The sequence below is a fragment of the Ramlibacter albus genome, from assembly GCF_014297445.1.
GTDB lineage: Bacteria > Pseudomonadota > Gammaproteobacteria > Burkholderiales > Burkholderiaceae_C > Ramlibacter > Ramlibacter albus.
On record NZ_JACORU010000002.1, the window covers coordinates 358,934 to 385,689 of the forward strand.

At 67.7% G+C, this 26,756-nt stretch carries 18 protein-coding genes; 4 read left to right on the plus strand and 14 right to left on the minus strand.

Annotated features, from left to right (window positions below):
• Window positions 1–46 precede the first annotated feature (46 nt).
• The 4 genes from H8R02_RS08485 to H8R02_RS08500 all read left to right on the plus strand — a co-directional run bounded on the left by H8R02_RS08485 (window position 47) and on the right by H8R02_RS08500 (window position 7,396).
• Window positions 47–4,912 carry an RHS repeat-associated core domain-containing protein gene (locus H8R02_RS08485; RefSeq protein ID WP_187080954.1) on the plus strand — a complete coding sequence of 1,622 codons (4,866 nt, stop codon included), beginning with the start codon at window positions 47–49 and terminating at the stop codon, window positions 4,910–4,912.
• 2 nt (window positions 4,913–4,914) lie between these two features.
• The gene (locus H8R02_RS08490) at window positions 4,915–5,358 is read left to right on the plus strand and encodes a hypothetical protein (protein ID WP_187080955.1); all 444 of its coding nucleotides are present in this window, start codon (window positions 4,915–4,917) and stop codon (window positions 5,356–5,358) included.
• A gap of 71 nt (window positions 5,359–5,429) precedes the next feature.
• Window positions 5,430–6,068, plus strand: coding sequence for a DUF416 family protein (locus H8R02_RS08495; RefSeq protein ID WP_187080956.1), 639 nt, complete (start codon window positions 5,430–5,432; stop codon window positions 6,066–6,068).
• Window positions 6,065–7,396: a hypothetical protein gene (locus H8R02_RS08500; protein ID WP_187080957.1), complete on the plus strand. Its 1,332-nt coding sequence runs from the start codon at window positions 6,065–6,067 to the stop codon at window positions 7,394–7,396. The genes H8R02_RS08495 and H8R02_RS08500 overlap by 4 nt, the downstream gene beginning before the upstream one ends.
• Before the next feature lie 28 nt (window positions 7,397–7,424).
• Here H8R02_RS08500 and tssA read toward each other — a convergent pair whose 3' ends face one another.
• From tssA to tssF, 14 genes are read right to left on the minus strand one after another with little or no spacing between them, the layout of a single operon-like run.
• Window positions 7,425–8,537: a type VI secretion system protein TssA gene (tssA, locus tag H8R02_RS08505; RefSeq protein ID WP_187080958.1), complete on the minus strand. Its 1,113-nt coding sequence runs from the start codon at window positions 8,535–8,537 to the stop codon at window positions 7,425–7,427.
• 35 nt (window positions 8,538–8,572) lie between these two features.
• Entirely contained in the window at window positions 8,573–12,640 is a 4,068-nt protein-coding gene (locus H8R02_RS08510; protein WP_187080959.1) for a type VI secretion system protein, read from the minus strand.
• Window positions 12,634–13,452 carry a DotU family type IV/VI secretion system protein gene (locus H8R02_RS08515; RefSeq protein WP_187081115.1) on the minus strand — a complete coding sequence of 273 codons (819 nt, stop codon included), beginning with the start codon at window positions 13,450–13,452 and terminating at the stop codon, window positions 12,634–12,636. Before H8R02_RS08515 ends, H8R02_RS08510 begins: the two co-directional genes overlap by 7 nt.
• A 22-nt stretch (window positions 13,453–13,474) precedes the next feature.
• Window positions 13,475–14,800 (minus strand): type VI secretion system baseplate subunit TssK, encoded by a 1,326-nt coding sequence (gene tssK / locus H8R02_RS08520; protein ID WP_255429230.1) that lies wholly within the window; start codon window positions 14,798–14,800, stop codon window positions 13,475–13,477.
• Window positions 14,801–14,818: 18 nt separating this feature from the next.
• The gene (locus H8R02_RS08525; RefSeq protein WP_187080960.1) at window positions 14,819–15,346 is read right to left on the minus strand and encodes a hypothetical protein; all 528 of its coding nucleotides are present in this window, start codon (window positions 15,344–15,346) and stop codon (window positions 14,819–14,821) included.
• A gap of 1 nt (window position 15,347) precedes the next feature.
• On the minus strand, window positions 15,348–16,805 hold the full coding sequence (locus H8R02_RS08530; RefSeq protein ID WP_187080961.1) for a cation:dicarboxylate symporter family transporter: 1,458 nt from the start codon (window positions 16,803–16,805) through the stop codon (window positions 15,348–15,350).
• The gene (locus tag H8R02_RS08535; protein ID WP_187080962.1) at window positions 16,805–17,659 is read right to left on the minus strand and encodes a substrate-binding periplasmic protein; all 855 of its coding nucleotides are present in this window, start codon (window positions 17,657–17,659) and stop codon (window positions 16,805–16,807) included. Before H8R02_RS08535 ends, H8R02_RS08530 begins: the two co-directional genes overlap by 1 nt.
• A 7-nt stretch (window positions 17,660–17,666) precedes the next feature.
• Entirely contained in the window at window positions 17,667–17,969 is a 303-nt protein-coding gene (locus H8R02_RS30340; protein ID WP_255429231.1) for a hypothetical protein, read from the minus strand.
• A gap of 15 nt (window positions 17,970–17,984) precedes the next feature.
• On the minus strand, window positions 17,985–18,371 hold the full coding sequence (locus H8R02_RS08545; RefSeq protein WP_187080963.1) for a DUF4280 domain-containing protein: 387 nt from the start codon (window positions 18,369–18,371) through the stop codon (window positions 17,985–17,987).
• Window positions 18,372–18,373: 2 nt separating this feature from the next.
• Window positions 18,374–19,096, minus strand: a complete 723-nt coding sequence (locus H8R02_RS08550; protein ID WP_187080964.1) for a toxin-antitoxin system YwqK family antitoxin — start codon at window positions 19,094–19,096, stop codon at window positions 18,374–18,376.
• Window positions 19,096–21,111 (minus strand): type VI secretion system Vgr family protein, encoded by a 2,016-nt coding sequence (locus tag H8R02_RS08555; RefSeq protein WP_187080965.1) that lies wholly within the window; start codon window positions 21,109–21,111, stop codon window positions 19,096–19,098. Before H8R02_RS08555 ends, H8R02_RS08550 begins: the two co-directional genes overlap by 1 nt.
• A complete protein-coding gene (gene tssH / locus H8R02_RS08560) occupies window positions 21,108–23,804 on the minus strand; it encodes a type VI secretion system ATPase TssH (RefSeq protein ID WP_187080966.1) in 2,697 nt (898 codons plus the stop codon). The genes H8R02_RS08555 and tssH overlap by 4 nt, the downstream gene beginning before the upstream one ends.
• On the minus strand, window positions 23,794–24,966 hold the full coding sequence (gene tssG / locus H8R02_RS08565; RefSeq protein ID WP_187080967.1) for a type VI secretion system baseplate subunit TssG: 1,173 nt from the start codon (window positions 24,964–24,966) through the stop codon (window positions 23,794–23,796). The genes tssH and tssG overlap by 11 nt, the downstream gene beginning before the upstream one ends.
• Entirely contained in the window at window positions 24,954–26,735 is a 1,782-nt protein-coding gene (tssF, locus tag H8R02_RS08570) for a type VI secretion system baseplate subunit TssF (protein ID WP_187080968.1), read from the minus strand. Before tssF ends, tssG begins: the two co-directional genes overlap by 13 nt.
• Window positions 26,736–26,756: the final 21 nt, after the last annotated feature.

Consider the following 26,756-nt stretch of genomic DNA (forward strand, 5'->3'; position numbering starts at 1 on the left):
GTAAATTCCGCCCCGGCTCTAAAACCAAAGACCGGGACGGAACCCCATGCTCACGTTGCTCGTGGCGCGCGCCCGCGCGTCCATCCGCAGTATTGCGCCTGCACTTCTCGCGGCGGCTTTCTTGATCTTTCCAGCGCAGCCCGCGCAAGCCGGCGGGCAGGTCGAAGTCCTGTCCAAGTGCCCTGCATCGTGGTGGGCCGCGTCGCAGCGCTTCACGGCCAGTTGCACGAAAGAGGCGGCGTGCACCAAGTACACCGGCACGCGCACCTTCCAGGGCATCTACGTGTCGATGTCGGGCAACCAGTACTGTGAGTACACCGACGGGTACAGGGCGACCCTGAGCGGGCTCTACCCCGAGCCCGGCGACTACTCCTGCCCAGCGAACGCGACCCTGAGCTTCACGTCGTGGGGCCAGTACCCGCAGTGCTTCTGCAACGACGGGTACCTCACGCAGGACGGCAAGACCTGCACGTCGCCGACGCCGCGAACGGTTGCATCCGCAGGGGGTACGACGATCCGGGCGGGAGATGGGCCAGTCGTCTTCACAGCCACGGTGATGCAGGGCACGCCCAAGGCCGGCGTGATGGTGCTGCTGTACCCGTATGCGGGCAACTTCGGCGGGTTCGGTTTCGACGGCTCGCCATACACCGACGCGCAAGGCCAGGTGCGCATCAAGTACACGGCGGACTGGGACCTCGTGGGCGCAACACGCGACGCCACGCTTGCCATCGAGTGTGAAGGCTGCAGCAACCGCGCCATCGTCAAGATGACGGTCATGGGGCGCCCCGCGCGGCAGGCGCAGATGTGCCACCGCACGCCTCGGCCGATCGAGCTGACGTCGGGCACCAAGCTGCTCGCCGAGGCCGACCTGCGCGGCAACTCGGCGCATGCGATTGCGCTCACCCGCCACTACGCGAGCCGCTGGGACGAGACGCCGGCCGCGGGGCTGGGCACGAACTGGAGCCACAGCCATGCGCACCGCATGGTGCTGGGGACGCAGTGGCGCACGGTGCTTTATGGGGACGGCACTTCTAGCCGCTTCCGCAATGCCGCAGTGCCCGCCGGTGCCGGCGCCAACTGGAGCTGCCCAGCCGGTGTCGCTTGCGATGCGCCCGCGGTGGCGTCGCAGGGCGCGGCTAACTGGCAGGCGGATGGCAATGCGGACACGCTGGTGGAAGGCGCCGACCGCATCGTCGTCAAGCGCATGCAGGACGAAACCGTGTTCGAGTTCGACAAGGGCACGGGGCGCGTGCTGGCTGTGCGTGGCCGCGATGGGTGGGGCTACACGTACGCGTACTCCGGTGGGCTGCTTGCGCGCGTCACGAACGTGTTCGGGCGGTCGCTGGTCTTCGAGTACGACTCGGCCGCGAGACTTGTGCGCGTCAGCGGCGCCGGCGCAGCGGTAGGTTACAGCTACGACGCAAGCGGGCGGCTCGTGCGGGCGGCGTACTCGGATGGGTCAAGCCGCAGCTACCTGTACGAGGACGCGCGGTGGCCGCAAGCCGTGACGGGCCTCGTGGACCAGAACGGCCAGCGCTGGGGCAACTTTGCCTACGACGACAAGGGCCGCGCCGTGCTCAGCGAGCTTGCGGGTGGCGCGGACCGGCGCAGCGTCTCCTACGGCAATCAATCAACGGCGGTCACCGACGGACTCGGCACCACGCGCAGCTACCAGTACACGCGCTTGTTCGGTGCCACGAGCGGCCTCGCCCTCACGCAGTCGAGTGCGCCCGGCGGCGATGGCAATGGCTTCGCACAACGCACGCTCGACGCGAACGGCCTCGTCGTGGGCGAGGCGGACTTCCTGGGCGTCACTTCGCTCTTCACGTGGGATGCGGCGCGACGCTTGCCGACGTCGGAGACACGCGCGGCAAACCGTCCCGACGCGCAGACCACGAGTACCGAGTGGCACCCCACGATGCGCCTGCCGGTGCGCGTGACGCAAGCGGGGCGCGTCACCGAGCTCACCTACGACAGCTTCGGCAACGTGCTCACGCAGACTGTCACCGACACGGCCACGGGCGAGTCGCGCACGTGGGGATGGGCCTACGGCGCGAACAACCTGCCGGCGACGGCGACGGACCCGAAAGGAGGCGTTTGGACGTTCTCCTATGACAGCTTCGGCAACCGCACGGGCCTGCGCGATCCCCTGGGACAGGTGACAAGCTGGACCTATGACGATGCAGACCGCGTCATCAGCCAGACTGATCCGACGGGCCTGGTGACGCGCTACGCCTACGACTTGCTCGGGCGCGTGGTTACGCAAGAGCGTAGCGGCGAGGTCACTCGCTTCGCGTACACGCTTGCCGGGCAGCTCGCGAGCGCGACGCTGCCCAACGGATACACCGTGACGTACACCTACGACGCGGCCCAGCGCTTGATCGGCGTCGTGGACAGCAATGGCGCCGTCATCGCGTACACGCTCGACCGAGAAGGCAATCGCGTGCGCCAGGAGGTGAAGGATGCGGGGGGCAATATCGCGCAGGCCACCAGCATCGTCATCAATGCGCTGAACCAGGTGGCGCAGCTGCAGGGTGGCAGTGGCCAGGCTACGCAGTTCGGCTACGACGCTAACGGCGAGCTGGTGGCCGAGACCGATCCGTTGAACCAGACGACCACGCAGTCTCTTGATGCCTTGCACCGCCCGACCGTGACAACTCTCGCGGACAACGCCACGGTTCGCCAAGCCTGGAACGCGTTGGACCAGCTCACGCAAGTCGTGGATCCGAAGGGCGTTGCCACGGGCTACGCGGTGAACGCCTTCGGCGAAGTGATGCGTGAGAGCAGCCCGGACATCGGCAGCATCACGTACACCCGCAATGCGAACGGCGAGGTCACGCAGGCCACCGATGCAAAGGGCCAGGCTACGCGCACCGAGCGCGATACGCTTGGCCGCGCCACGGCGGTCCGTTACGCGGCCGGCACGACGACGACGTTCTCCTACGACGCCGGCGGGCGCATCGCAAAGGCCGAGGACAAGTCCGGCAGCACGACTTTCACGCGCGACCTGCTGGGCAAGCCGCTGACGGTCGCCATCACGGCCAACGACAATCCGGCCAACCCCAGCCGCTTCCAGGTCGGTTACTCGTACACGAGCGGCGACCTCACCAGCGTTTCCTACCCGAGTGGCCTCAAGGTGGTCTACCGCCGCACGGGCGGCCGCATCACGGGCATCGACGTATTGGAGCCCGGCAAGAACAAGACGCCGGTCGCGTTCATCACGAACCTTACGCACACGGCCTTGGCGCAGCCTCGCAGCTGGACGTGGAGCAACGGCGACACGGCTGCTCGCACGTTCAACAGCGACGGGCGCATGACCTCGAACGAGTTCGCCCGGTATACGTGGGACGCCGCAGGCCGCATGACCGGCATCGTGCAGGACCTGTGGGCCACGCGCACGGTGGTGAGCGGCACGACGACGGTGGCCGAACTGTACAAGGCGCCGATCACGTGGACCGCTGGCTACGACAAGCGCAACCGGCTAATCAGCCTGGAGAGGCAAGGCGCCCGGAGCGTGTACACCTATGACGCGAACTCGAACCGGCTCACCGCGATCGAGACGCAAGGCAGCGACGTGGACCTCGAAGGCAGCTTCGACCGCGCGGGCCTCGCCCAATCCGCGGACACTTCCCTGAAGATCGCAGACGACAGCAACCGCCTGCTCGGCTTCACACAGACGCTCACACGCACGCTGAACGGCCAGCCGGTGTCCAGCACCAGCAGCACCGTCACATACGGGATCGACGCGAATGGTTCGATGACCAGCGACGGCCTTCGCAAGTTCATCTACGACGATACCGGCCGCATCTCGCGCGTCGAGATCATCAAGGACGGTGAGGCCGCGGCCATCCGCTACCTGCACAACTGGCGCGGCCAGCGCGTGTTCAAGAGCGAGCCCGAAGTCGCACAGACGCTGCCGAGCGAGACCGAGCTCGGCAACTCCTTCGTCAACTGGCTGCGCAAGAACTTCGGCTGGATCTTCGCGAAGGGGAACGGCGCGAACACCAGCATCGGCACCGCGTTCGTGTACGGCGACGGTGAACTCCCGAGCTGGGCGATGCTTGGTGAGTACGGCAACGGTTCCGCTGCCGGGCGCGGATCGTCCGAGTACATCTGGCTGCCTACTGCGGACGGCAGCGCGATCCTCGTCGGGATGTACCGGAACGGCAAGCTCTATGCGATCCATACGGACCACCTCGGCACCCCGCTCCTGATCACTGACAGCAGTAAGCAAGTCGTGTGGCAATGGGCTTACAGCGCGTTCGGAGCAAACCTGCCTAGTGGCGTCTTGGCGACCTCCACCGCCGGATTGCTCTCCGTCACTGAACCTGAAGTCGTCGTCAATCATCGCCATTCAGGCCAGTACTACGATTTCGAGACTACCCTGATCCAGAACGGGCTCCGAACCTACGATCCACGCATACGGATTGGCTATCTTCAGCCTGACCCCACCGGCCTCTTCAGCGGCAGAAACCGGTTCATCTACGCAGATGTCGACCCGCTGCGGCACATCGATCCGGAGGGCAACGTCGCCATCGTGCCATTCATGATGTGGGCCGCAATCGGTGGTGCCGCAACTTGGGCGGTATGGACGTCAACCCCGTCTGGGCAGCAGGCCGCACAGCATATGGCGAGTGCCGCCGGGCAAGCCATCGACAAGATCTGCAAGCCGAGCATTCCGGACGCCGAACCCGGTGATCTTTGTCAGCAACTCGCTCTGGCTGAAGCGAAGGCTGGTGCCGGTGAAGTCATCCCAATCCAACTGGGCGACGAGCCCCGACTCGTAGCACACTACGGTAAGGGCCCTTGGGTCAAGAAGCAGCATCGTCACTTTTGTCATCGTACTGGCAGGATGCTGACGATTCACTACTTCTCCAACGGGAAGCTCAATGTCGAACTGAAATTCGTGTGAACATGTCGAACACCCTTACGCTTTCGCTGCGCAAGCTGGACGAGTCCACGACAAGGATGGAAGTGTCTTTGGCCGCGGGCGGTTTTGCAGGCCGTGCAAGCTGCTTTGTCGATCCTGCGTCGCTTAGCAACGCAGCAAACGAGTTTGCAGCGTTCCCCCTCAGGGTTGACGGCCCTGCAGTCTTCGAGTCCGGATACCTCAGCGACGACATGGCTGCGTTCAAACAAGTTCATGTCGAGATATCAGCTCGGCCGCTCAATACCCTTGGCATTGTGGGCTTGAGAGTCGTGCTCGCGCTTCCTGTCGACGCGGGGATCCAAGGTCTTCAGGCAAAGCTGGATTGCGTCGTCCCCACTACTTATCAGCGCTTGCAGGAGTTGTCGAATGCTCTTGCTACGATGGTCGCCGATCCGGACGGTCAACCTCACATTTTGAATCTTGACTGAACAACGCCCAGCGCGATGGGGTTTGACGGTCTTGGCTGAACTGCGACTGCCGCGCAAGCAGTGCCAGCGAGATGCACCAATTTGACGCGGCCAGATTGGTGTTGACGCTTGGAGGATACGAACCCCGAGCAAGGCTTTACTTCGCTCTGGCTGCTGCCACGCGCCAACTCTTCAACTTCGAGACTTTCACTCGACGCACGGATGGACAGATCGATCGCCGCCTGCGCGTGGTCGCTAATCGCGCGTGGGCTTTCCTTATTCAGGGGCGCGATTCGCCGTGGGGCACACAGTTGGACGAAGCAATGAGTTGCTTGCCAGATGAAGGAGTCGAGTTACCGGTCCTCCGCGCCCTCGCCGAAGACGCCGCGTCCTCCGTCGCGTACGCAGTGAGGACCCTCACAACAGCCGAGCCCCAGGAAGCGGCATGGGCGGCGAGATGCGCTTACGAAGCTGCCGACCAGGCAGCAATCATTGAACTCGGCATAACCGTCGGGAGTAAAGATGCGGAAGCCAGAATACTCGCCCATCGTTGGGTCCAGCGCGAACTCGCGAGGCAGGAACACGATCTTCGCAACCTGACTCACGAACAATCGAGTCCTCAGCTTTATTCGAAAGTCCTGGATCAAGCGCTCACCGAGCCACTGCTGGAAGAGTCGGAGTTGCTCTTACTCAGTTGTTGGACGGGCACATCCCGCATGGATGAACAATGAGTGAGCGGCTTACCTTCCTTTGCCACACCTTCGACACGATTCCGGCTCACGAAAGAATGAACTGGATGACTGCCATGTTGCAGGCCGGATTTCGAATCGACACCGAGCCGATCGAAGTCATCGAGATCGACATGGCAACGGGGGAGGCCGCATCGCGTAATTGGGTTTCGCTTGAAACGTGGACCGCGAGGCCTATGACATCTGTAGTCGCCTACTTTCCCTTGACCGAATTATCCGGCGAGCGGCTCTCGGCGGCGTTGGAATACTTTTCAGGTGCAACGCTAACCTCGATCTCCGTCCCGAGCACTCTGGCAGGCGCAGACCCGGACTGGGCGCGGCAACGTTTGACCGCGATGGCAGCCGTCGCATCGCAGACCTGCGAGGAGGCAGTGCTTGCGTGTGGCGTTGAACTGGATTTCGCCGGCATCGAGAAGGCAAAGAGCGAGCTTGACGTCGAGTCGGCTTGGCGTGCGGACAAACGGACGGAATTCACGATCCGCGTCAACGGGCGCCGGAATGCCGACCCTACCCCCAGCTTTCCCACCCAAGAACGCGTCAGGCAGCTCACATCGATTCAGTTCGACAACTTTGCACTCGACTTCAAAGTAGATGTCGGTCAGTCTCTTGAGTTGAGTGACAGCTTTCCGGCCGCTGGCCCCGACTTCGTGTTCGTCGTCGCTGAGGTTTGGCTTGAAACGCCGCAAATTCGCGCCCTCTTGCGCGACGCGCGGCACCCTGGCAACCTGATCGAGGAACTACGCGTCCTTGGCAAGCACCTGTCTCGACCCAAGGCGCTGAAAACCGATGAACATGGTGTCCGGCCTGGCGCTTGGTGGGCGTGGATGCGGCACTATTGGGGCAAGGTGGACGCAGAAGCCGCCAACGCCGACGATGAAGTGGCGTATCGGTTGCTAGCGGACCACTTGATCCTTGACAGTCGGGAAGGCCAAGCAGCTTGCTACGTGAGCGACGGTGTCTCCTACATCGAAGCAGCGACGCTCACTCAAAACGAAGCCGACGAAGTTACTCGCTTTTCACCCTACGACCGATCCCTGATCGAGGCGCAAGAATCGGCCCTTCGCAATCGCCTCGGTACAGCGATGTTGACGCTCCTGAGGTTGCAGCGAGAGCGGGAGTCCTCCTCGAGCGGGACTGTCGCGCGCGAGCCAGGGATCAATTACGGTGCCGCAGCGATCCTTCGCAATGCATTGATCAGCCTCGGGGTCGAACTCTCACAGGCCGACGACATATTCATTGAGCAGTTCTTCGCAGAAGACATGGACTTCGAAGCGCTTGCTCATCACTTCGGTTGGAAAGTTGGAATGTGAACTGACGCCTCTTCCAGATGAAGCTCTCCTACCGCTTCAACCCCAGCAACGTACTCATCCGGTTGAGGTCCCCCTCCTCCCGCATGATCTCCTCCATCAGCTCCGGCAGGGGCAGCTTGCCCCAGTTCACCGCGCGCCGGATCAGATAGGGCGTGGGGCTGTGCGGCTCCGTCTTCTCCAGGAAGTCCGCCAGCTTCTCCAGCGCCTGGTAGGCCTCGTCGCGCGTGCGCACGCCGTTGAAGCGGATCGGCGCGGCGGCCTGGGGGATGCCGCCGGCGGGCAAGCCGGCGTCGGCGGGCGCTTCGCCCGGGGTGGCTTCGTCTTCCATCATCGCCTCCGCGGGCTCGGGCTCCGGCTGGGCGGCGGCGGGCAGGAACTGCCCCAGCACGCGCTCCAGCGCTTCCAGCGTGTTCTTCAGTTTGTGCAGGTTGGGCGCGTCGACGCCCATGTGGCCGTCCAGCAGCTTGTCCAGCGCGTCGATGTGGCCGATGGATTCGCGCACCGACGCGAGCTGCTGCGCATGCACCCCGCTCTTGTCGCCGCGCGCCTTGGCCAGCACTTCCGGGCGGGTCACCGGCGCATCGTCGTCCTTGCCGGCCGGCTGCGCCGCGGCCTCGCCACTGAGCTCCTGCTGCGTCAGCTTGTCCCATTCGGCAAACGTGATGCGCGGCGGCTTGCGCATGCCCATGTTCACCAGCACCACGTGCACGCGCAGCGTGCCGGGCATGGACTCGTTCAGCCACTGCAGGGGCGCGACACGCGCGTCGCTGTCGCCGTCCTCGTCGATGCGCGGGTGCACGCCCTGCCAGTACTGCGCCACCAGCTCGCGCACGAGGCACAGGCCCTTCTCCAGGCCGCCCAGGCCCTTCTGCCGCGTCCACGCCTCGGTGAGCCACGCGGCCACCTGCAGGTCCTTGGACTGCTTCGAGAGGATGTGGGTGCAGCGGTCGACGATCAGCGCCCAGTCGGCCTTCTTCAGCGGCCGCTCCCACTGGCGCATGGGCAGGCTGGGGTCGTCCTCCTCGCGCGCGAGGCGGATCTCGGTGAAGACCGGCTCGAACCGCATCGAGGGGCCGCAGGGGTCGTCCCCCGGTAAGGCGGCGAGCAGCGGGCCGAGTTCGGCCTGGACGTCAACTGGCATGGCCCGATCCTAACCGCGCGGCGGCAGGGGCTCCATCAATTTGTCCAGTCGGGCGCGCGCGTGGGGAAGGAGCCCGGCCACGCGAGCGGCGCGCGCTTGCCGGCCGGCGAGATCGACACGCGCATGAACACGCGCGCGCGGCCGTCCGGCGTGCCCTTCATCGCCTCCCCGCCGGAATACAGCGGGAACTCGAACTTGAGCAGCTGCGACTTGGCGTCGCTGCGGCCCGGGCCGTCGGGCTCGCGGTGCGAAGCCACGAAGCTGTAGAGGGACCACAGGTCGCTGAAGCGGTACATCACCGTGCGGTCTTCCACCCACAGGCCGGGCTGCGCCGGGTCGGCCAGCGGCGCCACCGGGCCGTCGCGCGCAAGTCGCATCGTCACCACGATCGGCGTGCCGGGCTGCCACTGCATCGGCTTGGCGGCCTCGCGCATCTTCACGCTGTTGCCGCCGATGGAGACGGACCACTCGATGATCTTGTTGCCTTCGACCTCGCCCGGCTGGTTGGCGCGGAACTCGATGCCCACGTCGTAGCCCGGGATGGAGTTGTCGTCGGTGGGGAACAGCGGCGCCATGAACGTGCGCACCTTCTCCATCTGCTCGTCGAAGCGGCGCAGCGGCGGCGCGGCGTTGGCGCGGTCGGGCGCCTTGGCGGCGCGGTCGTAGGCCTTCATCACCATGCCCACTTCCTGCACGTCGGCGGGCGGCGTGTCGGTGGACGTGACCATGCCGTTCTTGAACGGCGCGCGGCCGGCCAGGCTCTGGTTGAAGACTTCGGCGAACTTCATCCAGCCCTCGCGCTGCTCGCTCGCGCGCAGCTCGCGGCAGCGCGCGGCCAGCCGCACCTGCAGGCTCACGAGCCGCTGGCCGAACACGTCGGTGGCGGACCGCTGCGAGACGCGCGAAAGCTTGTCGGCGCAGTTGGCGAGGTCCAGGTCGGCCGACTGCACGAGGATGAACTGCTCCATCATCTGCAGGCTGCTGGCCGGGCTCTTGAGGCGGTATTTCTGCACGTCGCCCACGATGCCGCGCCAGCGCTGCACCAGCGGGTCGTTGGCGTCGAGCCCTTCGATGCCGGCCAGCAGGGCCTCGGCTTCCTTGGCCGACGACTCCACGAAAGCCTGCTGCTGCGCAACGTAAGCCGCCAGCCCCATCGGGTCGCCCGTGCCGAAGGCGGCGACCAGCGGGCCCTTCTCGCCCGTCCACTGCCGCAGCTCGCGCGGCTGGAACACGTCGCCCTGCGTGAACGCCTCGTCCAGCGCCCGCAGCCGCGCGCGCGCGTCGCGCAGCAGCACGGTGTTGAGCTGCTCGCTCGGGTTGCGCGCGCCCAGTTCGTTGAGCAGCACCCGCACGCGGCTCACACGCTGGCGGTCTTCGCTGGCGAGCTGGTTGCCGCCGGTGCGCTCGGTCAGCACGATGCCCTGCGCGAGCGTGTCCACCACCTGCTCGGCGAGCACGGCGTTCACCATGCGCTCGATGCTTTGCTGCATGCTGGGCGGGAACTTCGTCAGCAACTCCGCCTGGAACTTCTTGCGCGAATCGGAATACGCCAGCGCCTGGTCGAGGCGCGCGCGGTCCCAGATGACCGTCGCCATCACCGGCACTTCCGGCAGGCGCCCGCGGCCGGGCCGCATGAAAGGCTGCGCGAGCAGCGTGGCCAGCGCGTCGCGCGTGGCGACGCGCTCGTCGTTGAAGGCCCACTTGGCATCGGCGTCCACGTACTTCAGGCCGCCGCGCATCGGGCCGGCGCGGCGGTCCGCCTGCGACTCGTCCCACTGCGTGAGGAACTTGCCGAAGCCGTCCTCGGCCTGCTTGCGCATCTCGTCCACGTCGCCGCGGCCGATCAGGCCCACGGCCAGCGCGCGCTGCATCAGCGTCTCGTAGGCCTGGCCCAGCTGCAAGGTCCGGCGCTTGATCCACGCGCCCTTGCCGGGCTGCAGCAGCGCCTCTTCGTCGCGCATGGCGTCGAGCACGCCCTGCCAGTTCTGCAGCATCTGCGCGGGCTGGGTGGAGGCGATGTCCGACGTGGCGGTGGACATGCGGTCCATCACCAGCTTCTCGGCGCGCAGCAGGTCGTTGCGCTCGAAGAGCCGGTCGTGGATCGGCCGGATCGCCTGCCGGAAGGCGCAGCGCGCCGCGTCGTCCATCGCGGCGGTGTTCAGCGGCGAGGAGTTCTGCGCGTGCTGCTGGAACAGCTGCGACGTGCGCGCGGCGTTGCCCGGCAGGTCCACGCCGAACAGCGTGCGCACCACGAGCTTCAAGTCCTGCGGGTTGCCGTCGCGCGTGGAGCGCAGGCGCTCGAAGGCGCGCACGGCGCGGTCCAGCTCCTCGACCTGCATCACGTAGCCGGTTGCGGCGGAGAACTCCGGCAGGTCTTCCGGGTTGATCGCGATGCGCGACGCGCCGGAGGCGCCCACGGCACCCTTCCACACGCAGCCCGCGCCGACGATGGGCTGGCCGGACGATGCATCGAGAGGCGCACCCGTCACCTGGTTCAGGCGCGCATAGAAGGCCAGCCGCATCGGCTGCACCGAGTTGCGCGAGAAGCTGCTTTCCAGCCGCTTGGCCAGGCGCACGTGGATGTCGTCGAAGAGGTCCCACGAGCCCGGCATCGCCACCGACCAGAACGCGCCCGCATCGACGCGCTCCATCACGCCGAGCGTGGCGAGCGTGCGCATGCGGCTCGCGTCGAGGTCCACGGGCTCGCCGCGTTCCATCACCGAAGCGCGGGAGTCGCGCTCCAGCTGCTGCAAGGCGGCGACGATGGAAGCCGACGTGTCGTCGAGGCGGTACACGGCCCAGCCCAGCCCGCACACCCACACCACGCCGATCGCGACGGCGCTCCAGCGCAGCACGCGGTTGACGCCGGTGTGGCGCAGCCTCTGCACCGTGGACGCGCGCGCAAGGCCGGCTTCGGGGAACACCTTCTTCTCGAACACGTCGCGCAGGAACGCGGGCTCGAGGTCCTGGATGGTCTGCACCGGCACCGGCAGCGCCGCGGCGGCACCTTCGTCCTCCAGCGCGGGCACCGTCGGGTCGATATCGGCCGGCGCCGCCAGCTGCGCGGGCGCCTGCGTACCGAGCAGCTCCGACATCGGGCTGCAGTCGCCCGTGAGGTAGAAGCCGCGGAAGATGAACGGCTCATGGTACGCGCTCGGGCGCATCAGCTCGTCCATGAACAGCTTCAGCCCGCCTCGCATCTTCTCGACGTCTGTGGCGAGCATGAAGTAGTCGGAGCTGTCCTCCTCGGCCGGCTCCAGCGCGCACAGTTCGGCCGTGGCGTCGGAGACGTCGCGGGTGATCTCGTCCATCGCGAGGTCCACCCACAGCGGCTGGTACGGCGCGCCCACTTCGTAGGGCGAGGACCAGCCCAGCATGCCGCGGCGCATCGCCTCCGGCAGGGCCGCCGCGAAGCGGCTGAAGCCGCCGATCTTCTCGCAGCCGGACACCACGAGGTAGATCGGGAATCGCAGCGCGAAGCGGTTCTGCGCGAGCCACAGGCGCCGGTGGATGGCCTTGGCGCGCGCGGCCAGCTCCAGCTGCGACTGCGGGTCGCCGGCCATGAACATCTGCGCGGGCACCGCCAGCACGATGGAATCGAACGGCCGCTCGGGCCGGTAGCCGCGGCACAGGCCGAGGAACTCGTCCCAGGTCTTCTGGCCGTCGCCGCCCTCGTCCGGGCCGCCGAGGTAGGCGGCCTGCAACTGCACGGCGACGCCCTTGTCGAAGAAGTTCCAGACGATGCCGGCGGCGGACGTCGACAGCGTGGAGTCGGTGCTCAGCGCGCTCGGGATGCCCGACTGCACCAGCGGCAGCTGCGTGTCGCCGTCGCCTTCGTTCAGCACCAGCGACCACGAGAGGTTGTACTTCTCGGATCGCGACGCGAGGTTGGACTCGATCAGCTCCACCGCGCTGCGGAAGGAGTGCTTGAGCGACTCCAGGTTCATCTGCGGCCGCGCGGTGCCCCCCGCCGCCCGCTTCTTCGTCGTCTCTTCGTCGTTCTGCAATGCCGCCCAGAACACGATCCCCAGCAGCAGCAGCGCGACCAGCGTCAACAGCAGCAGCGCCGCGATGACCATGTTGTCGGCTAGAAAGTTCAGCACGTCGGCCCCTCACCTGTCTGTGCGGTGACTTCGGCCGGCGCCGTCACGGCCGCCGTCGTCGTGGACAGCGCGCGGCGCACCGGCCACGACTGCCACAGCCACCCCAGTTCCGAAAGCGCCAGCAGCCCCAGCAGCACCAGCGTGAACACCACCCACCAGCGCGAGAGGCGCGGCAGGCGGCGAGCCGCCAGATACGACAGGGTGCTGGCATAGGCGCGCTCGGAGAGCGTCTTGTCGCGGCCTTGGAGGTCCGGAGCGCGCTGGTAGATGAATTGGTAGAGCTCGCGGCGCAGTTCCACCAGCGGGCCCAGCATGCCGCTGCCGCGGTAGCGGCCCTGGAAGCCGAGCGACAGCGCGTAGAGGTACAGGCGCGCGAGGTTGCGTTGCGACGGCTCGCGCGCCGCGAGGATTTGTTCGATATCCAGGAAAACTTTCTCGCCGGCGTGGCTGCTGCGGAACAGGTTGGCTTCCAGCAGCACGTGGTGCCAGTGCTCGCGGCCGGCCCAGTCGGTGGCCAGCAGCAGTTCGTCGGCCAGTGCGGCCTTGAGGAAGCGCGCGTCGCCTTCGGCCTCCATCGCCGACTTGCCGCCCGTGCGGCGAGCTTCGAGCGTGTGCAGCTCGATCAGCTGCGTGAGCTGGTTGGACAGCGCCTGCGCCACCTCGGACGCCTCCGCCTCGGGCACGTTGCGCACGGCCTCGACGGCGCGGCGCAGCACGCCGTAGAAGTCGCGGAACTGCATCGACGCGAAGTCCACCCCCCCGGCGGCGGAGGACGGGCGCGTGTCGGTCAGCGCGGGCACGGTGGGGGTCATGGGAGGCATAACTTCGTCCTTCCTAGCCCTTGGTGAAGAGGACCACTTCCTGCGGCCGTTGCGACGTGCTCGTCTCGTTGGTGTTGCTGATGACGAGCGGCTGGTCCGCCACGATGAAGCTCTCGGACACGTCGATGCTGAAAAGCGTGTAGCCGGAACTCGCTCGCACGCCCAGGTCGGGGGCTTCCTCCACCTGCTTGCGCGGTGCGCCGAGGATACGCCGGTCACTGAGGGTCGTCCAGACGGTGCGGGACCCGATGACGGCCCCCGCCATCCATGCCACGTGGTCGCGTTCGGTCTGCCCGCGCAGGCCGACGACCAGCCGCTTGCCGAGCCACTGCGGCTGCAGCTCCAGCGAGAACATACGGCCGTCGAAGCCGAAGACGTGGGTGCGCCAGTCCTGGCTGACCTCGCCCACGAGGTCTTCGACGGAGCGGAGCACGGGGTCGAGCGCGGACAGCGGGTCGGCCGTGTCCCACTCCGGCGGCTGCAGCGGCACGGCGCCGGGGCGCAGCAGCGACAGCGGGCCCAGTTGCGCGCACAGCGCCATGAAGAGGCGGTACGGGGTGCACTCGGACGCGCCCAGCGCGCCTTCGAGCACCGGCAGCGCCATCACCAGGCTGGCCAGGCGCGCCTTCTGCTCCAGCATCGCGATGCGGTCTTCCAGCCGCGACGAAGGGCTGGCCGTCTGCTTGGCCAGGAACGCCGCCTTGCTGCGCATCTGCGTCACCAGCCGCACGGCGCGCATGTGCACGTCGGAATCGCGCGGCACGCTCAGCATCGCCGGCAGGTAGCTGCCGCGCTTGTAGACCTCGTTGTCCCGCCGCAGCGTCATCAGGCGGATGTGCAGGTACACGGAGGACGGCACGTCGCCCATCGTCAGCGCGAGGTTGGCGGTGACGCGCGGGATTTCCACCGGCAGCGCCTCGGACACCTCGTCGTGCACCGGCTCGGCCCGCAGCTCGCGGAAGCGCGAAGGCTGGCCCTTCTCGCGCACGGAGCGGGCGCGGCCCAGGGTCAGGAAGACGGGCAGCTCCTTGGTCTCCAGCTGCTCGGCGAAGGGCTTGAGTTCGAGCTCGAGGTCGTAGCCGGGTGCGCGGTCCACCGAGTAGGAAACGGCGGTTCCGTCCGGCATGACGGCTTCGAGCTGCAGCACGCGCAGCAGGCCCATGCGCAGGCGCTGGTCGTCGATCTCGAGGCGGCGCACGCCCCATGCCATGGGGTCGGCCGCGAGGCATTGCCACGCCACCAGCTGGTCGACCCGCGCGCTTTCCTGCTGGAAGTGCTGCGGGCTCAGCAGCATGCCTTCATGCCACTGGATCCGGTCGGGGGGGAAGCTCGGTTTCATCGGGTTCAATCGTTGCGTCTATTGGGCTCGGATGACTTTCACTTCGCTGGCCTTCAGCCCGTCGCGGCCGAGCTGCAGCAGGATGGCCTCGGCATCGAGTTTGAGCCGGGCGCGGTGCTCGCCCGGAGGCGGATAACCCGCAAACGCCAGCACGCCGAAGGCCTTCTGCTTCTCGATCAGGGCCTCGGGGATGCGCACCGACTGGCGCGGCACGAGCTCGTAGCTCATCACGCTCACCGTCTCGGGGAAGGACCGCATGATGTCCGCCCGGGTGGCGAACCACTTGGGCGCCGGCGTGCTGTTGAGGGTGTCGAGCAGCGCCTGCTCCTTGACGAACACGAGGTCGATGGCGACCGCGCTGTTCTGGTTGGCGTCGTCGGCGGCGGTGATGGTGACGGCCTTCCAGTCGGGCGTGACGGGCTTCGGCCCCAGGCCCACGGCCTTGAGGGCGGAGTCCTTGATGTCCGTGATGGTGGCGCAGCCGCCCAGCCCGAGGGTGGCGGCCAGCACGATCGCGAACGCGAAGAGGCGGTGGGTGGACTTCATTTCAGTTGCTCCTCGCGGGCTGCTTGACCCCGGTGGGGTCCGGCACCTTGTGCGACTGCGCCTTGCGGGCGCCCGCGCCGACGCCGGCCAGGTAGACAGTGGCCATGCACAGGCCGACGAGCACGGTGGCGACGGCCGCGCGGCCGCGCGTGAGCACCACGCGCACACGCTCGGAGGGGATGACGGTGGAGAGCATCGGCTTGGGCGCCTGCTCGGACGGCAGCCCGCGGGAGACGACCGCCAGCAGCGCGCCGGCCATCAGCATGGACAGCACGTTGCGCGGGCCCTCGCAGACGACCTCGGCGATCACGAAGGCCGGCAGCAGCGCGTCGATGGGCAGGTCGAGGTAGGCGAGCACGACCGAGCCGACCGCCAGCGACTTCACGCCGGTGACGTTGACCGAGATGAAGGCGGCGGCCGTGGATGCGAGCGCGATCACGACCAGCTCCGAGGGGACGGGGTCGCGGCCGTACAGGTTGGCCACGAACACCGCCATCACGGCGAAGAACACCGCCTCGCCCACGCGCAGGAACGCGGGCGCGAGCGGCGCGGTGAACTCCACCAGGTCGCGCCGGAAGCCGAGCTCGTTGCACATGGCCTGGATGAACCCGGGGATGGCCGCCGCGGGCCCCGAGGCGAACAGCGACACGACGATGGGCTTGCGCAGGGCCTCCAGCACCGCGAACGGGCTTTGCCCCACGTGCAGCGCCATCGCGTAGGCGGCCACCATCACGGCCACCAGCACAGTCGCGAAGTACGGCAGCAGGAAACTTTGCATCAGGGCCATCCCGTCGGAACTCGCCGCGCTCGCGATGGAAGCCGCGAGCGCGAACGCGACCACCGGCAGGAAATCGTTCAGCCGGTCGATCAGCAGTTCGAGGGTACGGTAGATCGGCTCGAACTGTGCCTGCAACCCGCGTGCCTTGGCGTGCGGCTGTGCCGCGAAAGCAACAGCGAAGAACAGCGCGCAGATCAGGATGGCGGGCAGCGAGCCGAAGGCCAGCGCCGCGAAGAAGTTGTCGATGGCGGCGCGCTGCTTCTTCTCCACCGGCGCGGCGTTGTCGTCCGGCTTGAGCGAGACCGAGGCGATGGACTCCGACGTGAGCGACATCGAGCCGAGCTTGCGGATGTCCTGCGGTGGGATGCTGCCGCCGGCGTTGGTCAGGTCGGCCAGGCTCGCGCCCACCAGGGCCGCGAAGAACATGACGAGCGCACCGCCGAACGCCAGCGCCAGCAGGCGCGGGATGGCCTGCGGCAGCGTGAACATGCGCCGCACGCCCAGGAACACGGCCACCACCAGCAGCGGCACCGCACCCATGTTCAGCAGCGACAGGTAGGCGAAGCTCACCGCCGACAGCGGCTTGGCGATGCCCGGCCAGATGGCCCAGGCGCCCACGCCCAGCGCGAGCGAGACGAACAGGAACATCGGGTGCCGCACGAGGGTGAGGAGGAAGCCCATTACGCGCTCCCCTTCAGCTCGGCCAGCGCCTTGTCCACCGTCAGCCGCTCGCCCGGTTGCGACAGGAACTGGTTGGCCAGCGCCAGCAGCGCGGTGTCGCGCCAGCCCAGCGCGATGCCCAGGGTGTCCTCCAGGTCGCGCAGGGTGACCACGCGCAGCGTGAGGGCGAGCGCGGGGTCGGACACGACGATGCGCCGCACCTCGAACTCGTCGCGGTACAGCGCCGTCACGCGGCCGCGCTTGACCCCCTCCACGGCCTCCTCCCAGTTGGGGAAGCTCACGATCTTGGCCTTCGGGAAGTTGCGCGGGGCGTAGCCCGCAAAGGAGGAATTGGCGATCACGCCCAGCGTGCCCGCGTAGGAACGCAGCACGTCCACCAGCGGCACGTCGTTGGCGTACTTGGCGAATTCCAGCCGGTTGAGGATCAGCGCGTGCTGCAGCCGCAGGTACGGGTCGGAGAAGCGCACGGCCTGCGAGCGGGCCAGCGTGCGCGACAGCTTGCTGATGCCCATGTCCGCCTCGCTGCGGGCCACCTGCTGGATCACCTCGTCGAAGGTGCGGGCCGTGCGCACGATGCGCACCGGCACGCTCATTTCGGCGGCCAGGCGCTCGGCCATGCGTACGTCGGTGCCGACGAGGCGGCCTTCGCGGACCTGGAAGAACGGGGGCGAATCCACCGCCAGCATCGCCACGACCAGCTCGCCCCGGCGCAGCACCCGGGCGATGTCCGGTGCGACCCAGGCGCCGCTTGGGGCGCGCACGAGGCCGGTGGCGCTGCCGTCCTGCGCGGCACGCGCGGCGCCGCCGGCCACGAGGGCCAGGGCTGCTGCGCAGAAGTGCCGCCGGTTGGTCATGTTCGCCTCAGTGCTTGGCGGCGGGGGCCGCGCCGGGCGTGGCGGGGGCCGGTGTGGCGGCGGGGGCCTGCGCGCCCACCTGCTGCACCGGGGAGGCGACCTGCTTCACGGCCGATTCGGTATCGGCGGCTTTCTTTTGCGCGGCGGCCAGCGGGTCGTTGGCCGGTGCACCCGCGGCCGCCGGGTCGGCGGGCCGCGCCGTGCGCTGGCCCACCTGCATGCCGAGCAGGAAGAGCAGCACGAACAGCGCGACCAGGCTGAAGAGGCCGACCGCGACGAGCCGGGGCGTGAGGCTGAACCTGTATTCCATCTTCCGTTTCCCTCCTCAGGGAACCATTTCCGTGAATTGCCCCGGGACCGAGGGCTTGATGACGCCTCCCCAGTTGCACATGCACATCGAACTGTCGTTGAGGACGGGCATGTTGCCAAGCAGAACAGTAGGCGCGCCGGGCACCCACGGCGCTGTCGTCACGGGGATGCACGGCATCGGCGTGAGCACGCCCAGTGCCGCGGCCGTCGCCGCGGCCACCATCGGGTTGGACGGCGAGTTGCACATCCCGAACGGCGGGATGTTCACGATCGGCTTGTGGTCCATGATGTTGGCCGCCGGCGTGCTGGAGATGCAGCAGTTGGTCGGCAGCACCACCAGCGTCGACGGCGCGACGCCGAAGGTGCACTGGATCATCGCGCCCATCACGACATGCATGCCCATGGTCAGTCTCCTCGGAAGACCCGTTCGAGCCGTTCCAGGAACGGCGGCGGCTGGCCGTCGGGGTCGGTCCGCTTGCCCTTGGTGTCGAAACGCGCCGGCTCGGCGGTCGGCTTGCCTTCCTTGTACGAGACCTCTTCCATCACCTCGCCGCCCGGCCAGAAGCGCTTGACCTTGCCGTGCAGGACGTTGTCCTTGTACGTGCAGGTCTGCACCACCTTGCCTTCGCGGTCGTAGTCGGTGCACTCGCCGTCCAGCAGGCCGGCCTTGTAGTTCGCCTTGCGCACGCGCCGGCCCTCGAAGAAGAACTCCGAAGGCCCGTTCATCTCTCCATCCTTGAACAGGATCTTCGCGGCGACGAGCCCCGCCAGGTCGTACGAAGTGGTCAGCCCCTGCAGCACGCCCTTCTCGAACTTCTGCTGCGCGACGCAGGTGCCGTACACGTAGACCTTCATGATCCCGTGCGGCACGCCGTCCTCGTACTCGCATTGCTGCACCAGCTCGCCGTCGTCGCCGTACACCTCCATCAGCCCGTGCAGCTTGCCGTCCTTGAAGCCCATCTTCACGCTGTCCTTGCCGCCGGACTCGTGGTGCAGGTCGCCGTCGAGCTTGCCGTCCACGAGCGTGCACTTCAGGCCGTCCTGGTCCACGACGCGCGGCTGCGGCGGCGCGGCCGCTTCGGGCGGCGCGGCGTGCGCAGGCGGTGGGGCGGGGGCGTGCGTGTCCATCAGTTGATCTTGGTAAGCGCGCCCTTGAGCGTGAGCATGCCGCCGGCCTCGAAGTTGCCCAGCCCGTCCGCGGCGATCTTGACCATCGGCGCCTTGCCGTCCATCTGCGCGCCGCCTTCCAGCGCCAGCTTGATCGCGCCCTTGACCGTGGCGTTGGTGCCGCCCTCGGCCTTGAGGTCGGTGCCGGACTTGGCGGTCAGCGCGGTGCCGGCCTGCATCGTCATGTCGGAGCCCGACTTGCCGAGGAAGGACGTGCCCGACTCGATGTTCACCTTGCCGCTGGACTTGATCGTGATGTCGCCCGTGGCCTCGATGGTGAGCTTGCCGTCCACCTTGAGCGAATAGTCCTTGGCCACCGTCTGGGTGAACTTGCCCTTGTCGGTGAGCGTCTCGTCGCCCTCGATGGTGGTCTCGCGCGTCGTCTTGACCTTGTGGATCTCCTTGCCCTTCTTGATCTCGAAGGTGTGGTCGCCCTCTTCCAGCGTGTGCGTCTCGGCGCCCTTCTTGATGGTGGTGGTCAGCGCGTTCTCGATCTCGCGCGTCATGTCCTTCTGGGCGTGCATGTAGAAGAGCTCGGAGTCCTTCTTGTCCTCCAGCTTGATCTCGTTGCCCGCGCTGCCCTGCTTGGACGAGCGCGTGCGGATGATCGACATCGTCTGGTTCGCCGGCAGCGTCTCGGGCACGGTGTTCTCGCCGTTGTAGACGGAGCCCGTCACCAGCGGCCGCTCGGGGTCGCCGTTGATGTAGGTGATGACCACTTCCTGCCCGATGCGCGGGATGAAGATGTTGCCGAAGCTCTTGCCGGCCACCGACTGCTGCACGCGGATCCAGAACGAGGCCTTGTCGTCCTTCTTGCCGTCGCGGTCCCACGGGAACTGCACCTTGATGCGGCCGTGCTTGTCGGTCCAGATCTCCTCGCCGCTCGGGCCCACGACCAGCGCGGTTTCGCAGCCGGCGGCGCGCGGCTTCAACGTGAGCAGCGGCGGGCGGAAAGGCGTGGCCGCGGGGAAGGCTTCGAAGGAATTCGTGTACAGCTCGTCGCGCGCGGTGTGGTGCACGCGGCGCAGCACGAACGACGCGTTGAGCGCCGTCTTGAAGTGGCCCGACAGCGTGAACTTGGTGCCCGCGCAGAACGGGTAGGCGAAACTGTCGCCGCGCAGCACTTCCGACGTGACCTGGCTCGCCTCGACGCGCACCTTGGCGAGGGCCGTACCGCCGCTTGCCGCCTTGTGGCCGGTGCCGAACTCGTACAGCGACCCTTCGCCCGCGCTCGCCGAGTGCGAGCCCTCCAGCGCCGTGCTGGGGTTCTCGAAGTCGTAGTCGTTCGCCTTGGCCGTCTTGAGCACCACCGAGTACTCGTGCGCGAAGCGGCTGACGGTGTCGATCGGGCTCTCCATGCCGGTCTGCGGGAAGAACCGCATGGCCTTGGAGTCGGTGTTGTCCACGAAGGCCGAGGACGAGTCGCCCAGCCACATCGTGTGCGCGCCGTCGGCGAACTTGAAGAAGTAGAAAATGCCCGCGCGCTCCATCAGGCGCGAGACGAAGTCGAAGGCCGTCTCGTCGTACTGCACGCAGTAGTCGAGCGCGGTGTAGGTGCCGGAAACCTTGGTGACGTCGAAGGTCACGCCCACGTCGCCCAGCACGGCCTTGATGATCTCGACGAGGGTCTTGCCCTGGTAGATCTTGCGGTCGCGGTAGAGCGTGCCGAGCCACAGCTTGGGCACGATCTCGGCTTCGTAGTGGGCGAAGTCGCGGTCGAAGCCGCTGTGCACGAAGCGCGAGCAGATGCCGTTGATGTAGCGTGTGGGCCCGCCGGTGATGGCCATCTTCACCGTCACCGGCTTGCCGATGATGCTGCTGGCCGCCAGCGTGGTGCTGGACGAGCGCATGTGCAGGTTGAAGCGGAACAGCTCCGACAGCCCCTCGCTGCCTTCCATGGCGTCCAGCAGCAGGTCGTCCGCTCCGAAAGGCGTGGTGACCTTCAGGAAGCCGGCCTGCTTGAAGCCTTCTTTCATGCGGCCACCTTCAGCGGCTGGTCGGTGAACGTGTACGTGAAGTTGCCGTCCGCCCCCACGCCCATGTGCACCTGCGAGAACGGCTTCATCTCGGAGATGCGCTCGAGCACCTGCACCGACAGAACGGGCAGCACGCTCTGCGTCAGGATGTAGTCGATGTTGCGCGCGCCGCTGTCGGTCTCGGTGCAGCGGGCGGTGATCTGGTCGCTCACCTCGCCGTCCCAGATGAAGCGGCTGTTGTGGTTCTCGGTGAAGCGCTCGGCCAGCTTGGACAGCTTGAGGTCGACGATGTTGCGGATCTGCTCGTCGCGCAGCGGGTAGTAAGGCACCAGCACCATCCGGCCGAGGAAGGCGGGCGTGAACCGCTTGAGCAGCACGGGCCGCATCTTCTCGACCAGCGCTTCGGCGTCGGGCCGCTTGCCGCCTTCGCAGGCGCTCGTGATCACGTCCTGCGACGCGTTGGACGTCATCAGGATCACCGTGTTCTTGAAATCGATGGACACGCCCTCGCCGTCTTCCATGTTGCCCTTGTCGAACACCTGGAAGAAGATCTCCAGCACGTCCGGGTGCGCCTTCTCGATCTCGTCGAGCAGCACCACGCTGTATGGCCGGCGGCGCACGGCCTCCGTCAGCACACCACCCTTGCCGTAGCCCACGTAGCCGGGCGGCGCGCCCTTGAGGCTGGAGACCGAGTGCGCCTCCTGGAACTCGGACATGTTGATGGTGATCATGTTGCGCTCGCCGCCGTACAGCATGTCCGCGAGCGCGATCGCCGTCTCCGTCTTGCCCACGCCGCTGGGGCCGATCAGCATGAACACGCCCACCGGCTTGCCGGGGTCGTCCAGGCCCGCGCGGAAGGTGCGCACGCGCTTGGCGATCGTGTCGAGCGCGCCGTCCTGGCCGACCACGCGCTCGGCCATGCGGTCCTTCAGCTGCAGCACGGTGTGGACCTCGTCGGTCATCATCTTGCCCACCGGGATGCCGGTCCACGCCGAGATGACGTCGGCGACCGTGCGGCCGTCGACGTACAGCGGCACCATGGGCTCGTCTTCCTGGATCGCCTCCAGCCCCTTCTGCAGGCGCTGCAGCGTGGAGCGGCGCGACGCGCGGTCTTCGTCGTCCTGCGCTTCGTGGGCCGCCGCGGCGATCTCGCGCCGCAGGTTGAGGATCTCGTCGACCGCGCCGCGCTCCTCGCGCAGCTTGTCGGCCAGCTTGTCCTGCCGCTCGCGCAGGCCCGAAAGCGCCGACTTGATCCGGTCGATCTCGTTGAGCATGTCCTCGCCGCGCGCGAAAGCCTGCTGCGCGAGCTTGAGCTCCTCCTCGGCGAGCATGATCTCGCGCTCGACCACCTCCAGCTGGTAGGGCTGGCCGGACTGGCCGATGGCAACGCGCGCGCAGGCTGTGTCGAGCACGCTGATCGCCTTGTCGGGGAGCTGGCGGCCGGTGATGTAGCGGTCCGACAGCTTCACCGCGTCGACCACAGCCTCGTCAAGGATCTCCACACCGTGGTGCTTCTCCAGCGTGGCCACCATGCCGCGAAGCATCTCGGCGGCGACGTCGGTGGAAGGCTCGTCCACCTTCACCACCTGGAAGCGGCGCGTGAGCGCGGGGTCGCGCTCGATGTACTTCTTGTACTCGGCCCAGGTCGTGGCCGCGATCGTGCGCAGCTCGCCGCGCGCGAGCGCCGGCTTGAGCAGGTTGGCCGCGTCGCCCTGCCCTTCGGCGCCGCCCGCGCCGATCAGCTGGTGCGCCTCGTCGATGAACAGGATGATGGGCTTGGGCGAGGACTTCACCTCGTTGATCACCGACTTGAGCCGGTTCTCGAACTCGCCCTTGATGCCCGCGCCGGCCTGCAGCAGGCCGAGGTCGAGCGTGCGTACGGTGACGTCGCGCAGCGCCGGAGGCACCTTGCCTTCGACCACGCGCTGCGCGAAGCCTTCGACGACGGCCGTCTTGCCCACGCCAGCTTCGCCGGTGAGGATGGGGTTGTTCTGGCGCCGGCGCAGCAGGATGTCGACGATCTGGCGGATCTCGCTGTCGCGGCCGCGGATCGGGTCCATCTTGCCGCTCTTGGCCTGGGCGGTGATGTCCACGGTGAACTGGTCGAGGTTCGGCGTGGCCGTCGCCTTGCCCGGCATCGCGGGCATCTGCCCCTGCGAAGCCGGTGCGCCGCCGGCCGTGGGGGCCGCCGCTGCGGGCGTGCCCGGCGCGCCGCCGTCCTCGCTGCTGAAGGACAGGATGCCCGCGAGCTCCTTCTTCAACGTCTCGCGCGGGATCTCCAGCAGCGCCGGCGCCGTGTCCATCAGCAGGCCGCGCAGGCTGTCCACTTCCAGCAGCGCGAGCAGGATCGTGCCCGAGCGCACCTGCTGCTGGCCGAGCAGCATCGAGCTGAGCAGCCACGCCTCCTGGAACATCGGCACGAAGCTGGGCGACAGCGCCGGCGTGCGGCCGTTGCCGCGCTTGAAGCGCTCCATGCTTTGCTGCAGCTGTGTGGTGACCTTCGCGGGGTCGATCGCGAAGCGCTCCAGGACCTGCTTGATGTCGGGCGCGGGCGCTTCGAAGAGCGGCGTGAGGAAGTGCTCGAGGTCCACGTTGAAGTGCGTCTGCTTGACGCACAGCTCCGCGGCGAGCGTCATCGCGCGCTTGCATTCGGCGTTGAGCTTCGCCAGCAGCGTCCGGATGTCAATTTCCATTTGCGGTCGCTTCCTTCCGTTCGGGCTGGCGCAGGATGAAGGCGGGCGTCTGCGGCTGCCACTTGGGCCCGGGGTCGCGGTCGGCCCCGCCCGTGAGCCAGGTGCTGATGCCCAGCATCGGCGGGATCCAGACGCCCGTCTGCTTCAAGCCGGGCGACTCGTGCCCGCCTGCAAGATAAGTCGGCGGCGCCTTCTGGATCGCCGGACGCAGCACCACCTGCGTGTCGCGCTGCAGGTGCCGCGCGACCAGCCAGCTCACCACGCCGTGCACCGGCTTGGGATGCAGCCGCTCGCGATAGTGCGGCGCCAGCGGCCAGCGGTCGAAGCGCTCGGGCATGAGCGCCGCAAAGCGCTCGTACGAGAGCGGCGGCGTGGACAGCTCGATGCCGTCCTCCTGGTCCCATGCGCGGTTGCCGAGCGCGGCGCCCTTGCCCAGTCGGCTGCGCAGCGCGCGGCCCGGCCCGGCGAGGCGAGCGCGCTCGTGCTCGGCCAATGGATGCCACGCGCCCGCGAACTGCTTGCATTCGAAGCGGATGCCCATGCGGTCGCGCAGCAACGCAACCAGTGAAGCCATTGAACGTGGCGCCGGCCCCTGCAGCCCGGCGTGGCGCAGCCAGCCGCGCTCGCCGTTCGGGCCCCGCGCACCCTCGGCACGGCCCAGCCCCGACAGGTGATCGAGGCAGCGCAGCAGCGCCGCCTCCGACAACCGCTCGTGCCCCTGCAGCGACAGGTGGTGCTTGCGCCGCCCGCGATAGAGGAAGGCCAGCAACCGCTGGTTGAAGATGTCGAGGAAATCGAGCCCGGAGCGGTCGCCGACGCGGCGGCGCTCGAGCAGCAACTCGGTGAAGGCCGTCGGCAGCGGCCCGCTCGCGCCGGCGAGCGTGAGCGCGCTGGTGCGCAGCGTGAGCGGCGGGCCGCCGCGCTTCTTCATCTCGCCGTTCTCGCGCACGTGTTCTTCTTCCAGCGAGCTGATGTCGCTGGCGGCGAAGCCCCATTCCACCTGCGCGGCGAGCCGCACCGTTTCGTCGAGGCCCACCGAGGAGCCGATCGGCCGGCGGCCCTCGCCCGCGTAGGCGCGCTCCAGCAGGCTCAACGCCTGGAACAGGTCGAAGCCCTGCGGCTCGGCCCTCAGGCGCTCGATGAGGTTCATCACAGCAGCCATTGCCGCCCACTCATGGCCGGGTACTGCATCCAGCGCTCGCCGCCACGGTCCACCGCGACGCGCACGAAGGAATTGATCGTCGTGTAGAGCGCGAAGAACCGCGCGAGCACACCCGCCAGCAGCAGCGGCGAGTTGCCGACGAAGGAGTCGGGGTCGAATTCCAGCACGACGTCGGTGCCGCGCACGTGGCCGCGCCAGTTGTCCGCGCCGATATGCGCCGTGGCGCGATGCGCCGTCAGGCCCGTGATGCCCCGCACGTGCGCCTGGTCGCGCACGCCCTCGCCCGCGAACAGCATCAGCATGTTGCGCAGCGTCTCCGCGCCGTTGGTGCCGTCGACGAGCGAGCGATGGTTCAGGCGCAGCAGTGACACGAGCTTCCACAGAGCCTGCGCGCCCAGCACGGGCTCGCGCTGCGAGCTGGGCGTGTAGAGCGCCCGCACCCGGGTGGAGGTGGAAACGCCCTCGGCAAAGAAGCGCGCGCCGGGCGAGAGCTGCTCCGCGAGCCGCCGGTTGGTGCACAACGTCTGCGCGTAGACCACGAGGTAATCGGGCACCGTGTGCACCTCGTGGCCGTCCACGAAGCTGAGGAAGACGTCGGTGCCGGTGATGTCCTTGCGCAGGCTGGCCTCGCGCCGCGCCGTCCAGTACAGCTGCGCGGGCTCGTGCTCGTCGCCCGCCGTGAACACGCTCGGGATGCGCACCGGGCGGTCGGCGCGCGGGTCGGTTGCCGACACGCCGACAACCGAATGCACTTCGGTGGTCGCCTCGCGCTGGTAGTCCGGCACGAGCAGGTATTCGTATTTGCGCCGGTCCATGCGGATCGGCTCGCCGGTCAGCGGGAACAGGTTGACGGCCGGCGCGCAGCCGAGGCGGAAGTTCTCCGCCGTGAGCTGCGAGAGCACGCGCGAGGCATGGTCGAAGGTGATCGTGACGGTGAAGGACGCGCCTGTGCCGAGCAGCCCCACCGGCGCTTCGCCGCGCGCGCGCTCCTCGGCCTCGCGCAGGTGCACGTCGAAGAACTGGAATTTGCGCGGGAAGGCGAAGTACTCCACCAGCAGCCCGTAGGCCGGGTGCGCGTGGTCCGGCTGCGGCAGCACGGACTCGTTCTCGGCAAAACCCACCTGCTCCACCTGCGCGCCGCGGATGAAGCCCTTGCCGCCCGGCCCGCGGATCTCCACGCGCTCGACGCTGGCCGTGAGCAGCTCCTGCAGCGGCATCGTCACCAGCAGCTCGCCGGCGAGGTGCACGCGCAGCGTGTCGAGCTGCAGCTCGCCGACGTCCACGCCCGGCTCGGCGGCGAATTCGATGTGCAGCATGCGGTCTTCGTGCCGCACGCCGATGCAGCGCAGCGGCCACAGCGTGAGGTCCCACGCGAGCTGGAAGCGGCAGTTCTCGCCCGACATCGCGGTGGTGGACATGCCCACGCCGCGCGGCACCTTCAGGCCCGAGGTGACCTTGCCTTGCGACGGGTCCAGCGTCATCTGCACCACCGTCATCGACGGCACGGGCTGCGTGAGCACCGGGCACAGGTTGTCGAGCAGCGCGCTCGCGACAGTGGGGAACTCGCGGTCCATGTCGCGGTGCACCCGCGCGGAGAGGAACGCGACGGCCTCGATCAGCCGCTCGGTATGCGGGTCCGGCGACTCCGCGCCGGACAACAGCAGGCGCTGCGCCACCTTGGGGTAGCGCGCCGCGAAATCGACACCTTGCGTGCGCAGGTAGGACAGCTCACGCCGGTAGTACTCGAGGATGTCGTCCTGTGCTCTCATTCGTCTCTCCCCCTCCTGAGA

Excerpts from the sequence above, each read along its gene's own strand:
- tssK (WP_255429230.1), bottom strand. The coding sequence starts at position 14,800 with ATGAAACCGAGCTTCCCCCCCGACCGGATCCAGTGGCATGAAGGCATG.
- H8R02_RS08490 (WP_187080955.1), top strand. The coding sequence starts at position 4,915 with ATGTCGAACACCCTTACGCTTTCGCTGCGCAAGCTGGACGAGTCCACG.
- tssG (WP_187080967.1), bottom strand. The coding sequence starts at position 24,966 with ATGGCTGCTGTGATGAACCTCATCGAGCGCCTGAGGGCCGAGCCGCAG.
- H8R02_RS08550 (WP_187080964.1), bottom strand. The coding sequence starts at position 19,096 with ATGGACACGCACGCCCCCGCCCCACCGCCTGCGCACGCCGCGCCGCCC.
- tssH (WP_187080966.1), bottom strand. The coding sequence starts at position 23,804 with ATGGAAATTGACATCCGGACGCTGCTGGCGAAGCTCAACGCCGAATGC.
- H8R02_RS08495 (WP_187080956.1), top strand. The coding sequence starts at position 5,430 with ATGCACCAATTTGACGCGGCCAGATTGGTGTTGACGCTTGGAGGATAC.
- H8R02_RS30340 (WP_255429231.1), bottom strand. The coding sequence starts at position 17,969 with ATGGAATACAGGTTCAGCCTCACGCCCCGGCTCGTCGCGGTCGGCCTC.
- tssA (WP_187080958.1), bottom strand. The coding sequence starts at position 8,537 with ATGCCAGTTGACGTCCAGGCCGAACTCGGCCCGCTGCTCGCCGCCTTA.
- H8R02_RS08515 (WP_187081115.1), bottom strand. The coding sequence starts at position 13,452 with ATGACCCCCACCGTGCCCGCGCTGACCGACACGCGCCCGTCCTCCGCC.
- H8R02_RS08525 (WP_187080960.1), bottom strand. The coding sequence starts at position 15,346 with ATGAAGTCCACCCACCGCCTCTTCGCGTTCGCGATCGTGCTGGCCGCC.
- tssF (WP_187080968.1), bottom strand. The coding sequence starts at position 26,735 with ATGAGAGCACAGGACGACATCCTCGAGTACTACCGGCGTGAGCTGTCC.
- H8R02_RS08530 (WP_187080961.1), bottom strand. The coding sequence starts at position 16,805 with ATGGGCTTCCTCCTCACCCTCGTGCGGCACCCGATGTTCCTGTTCGTC.
- H8R02_RS08545 (WP_187080963.1), bottom strand. The coding sequence starts at position 18,371 with ATGGGCATGCATGTCGTGATGGGCGCGATGATCCAGTGCACCTTCGGC.
- H8R02_RS08485 (WP_187080954.1), top strand. The coding sequence starts at position 47 with ATGCTCACGTTGCTCGTGGCGCGCGCCCGCGCGTCCATCCGCAGTATT.
- H8R02_RS08535 (WP_187080962.1), bottom strand. The coding sequence starts at position 17,659 with ATGACCAACCGGCGGCACTTCTGCGCAGCAGCCCTGGCCCTCGTGGCC.
- H8R02_RS08555 (WP_187080965.1), bottom strand. The coding sequence starts at position 21,111 with ATGAAAGAAGGCTTCAAGCAGGCCGGCTTCCTGAAGGTCACCACGCCT.
- H8R02_RS08500 (WP_187080957.1), top strand. The coding sequence starts at position 6,065 with ATGAGTGAGCGGCTTACCTTCCTTTGCCACACCTTCGACACGATTCCG.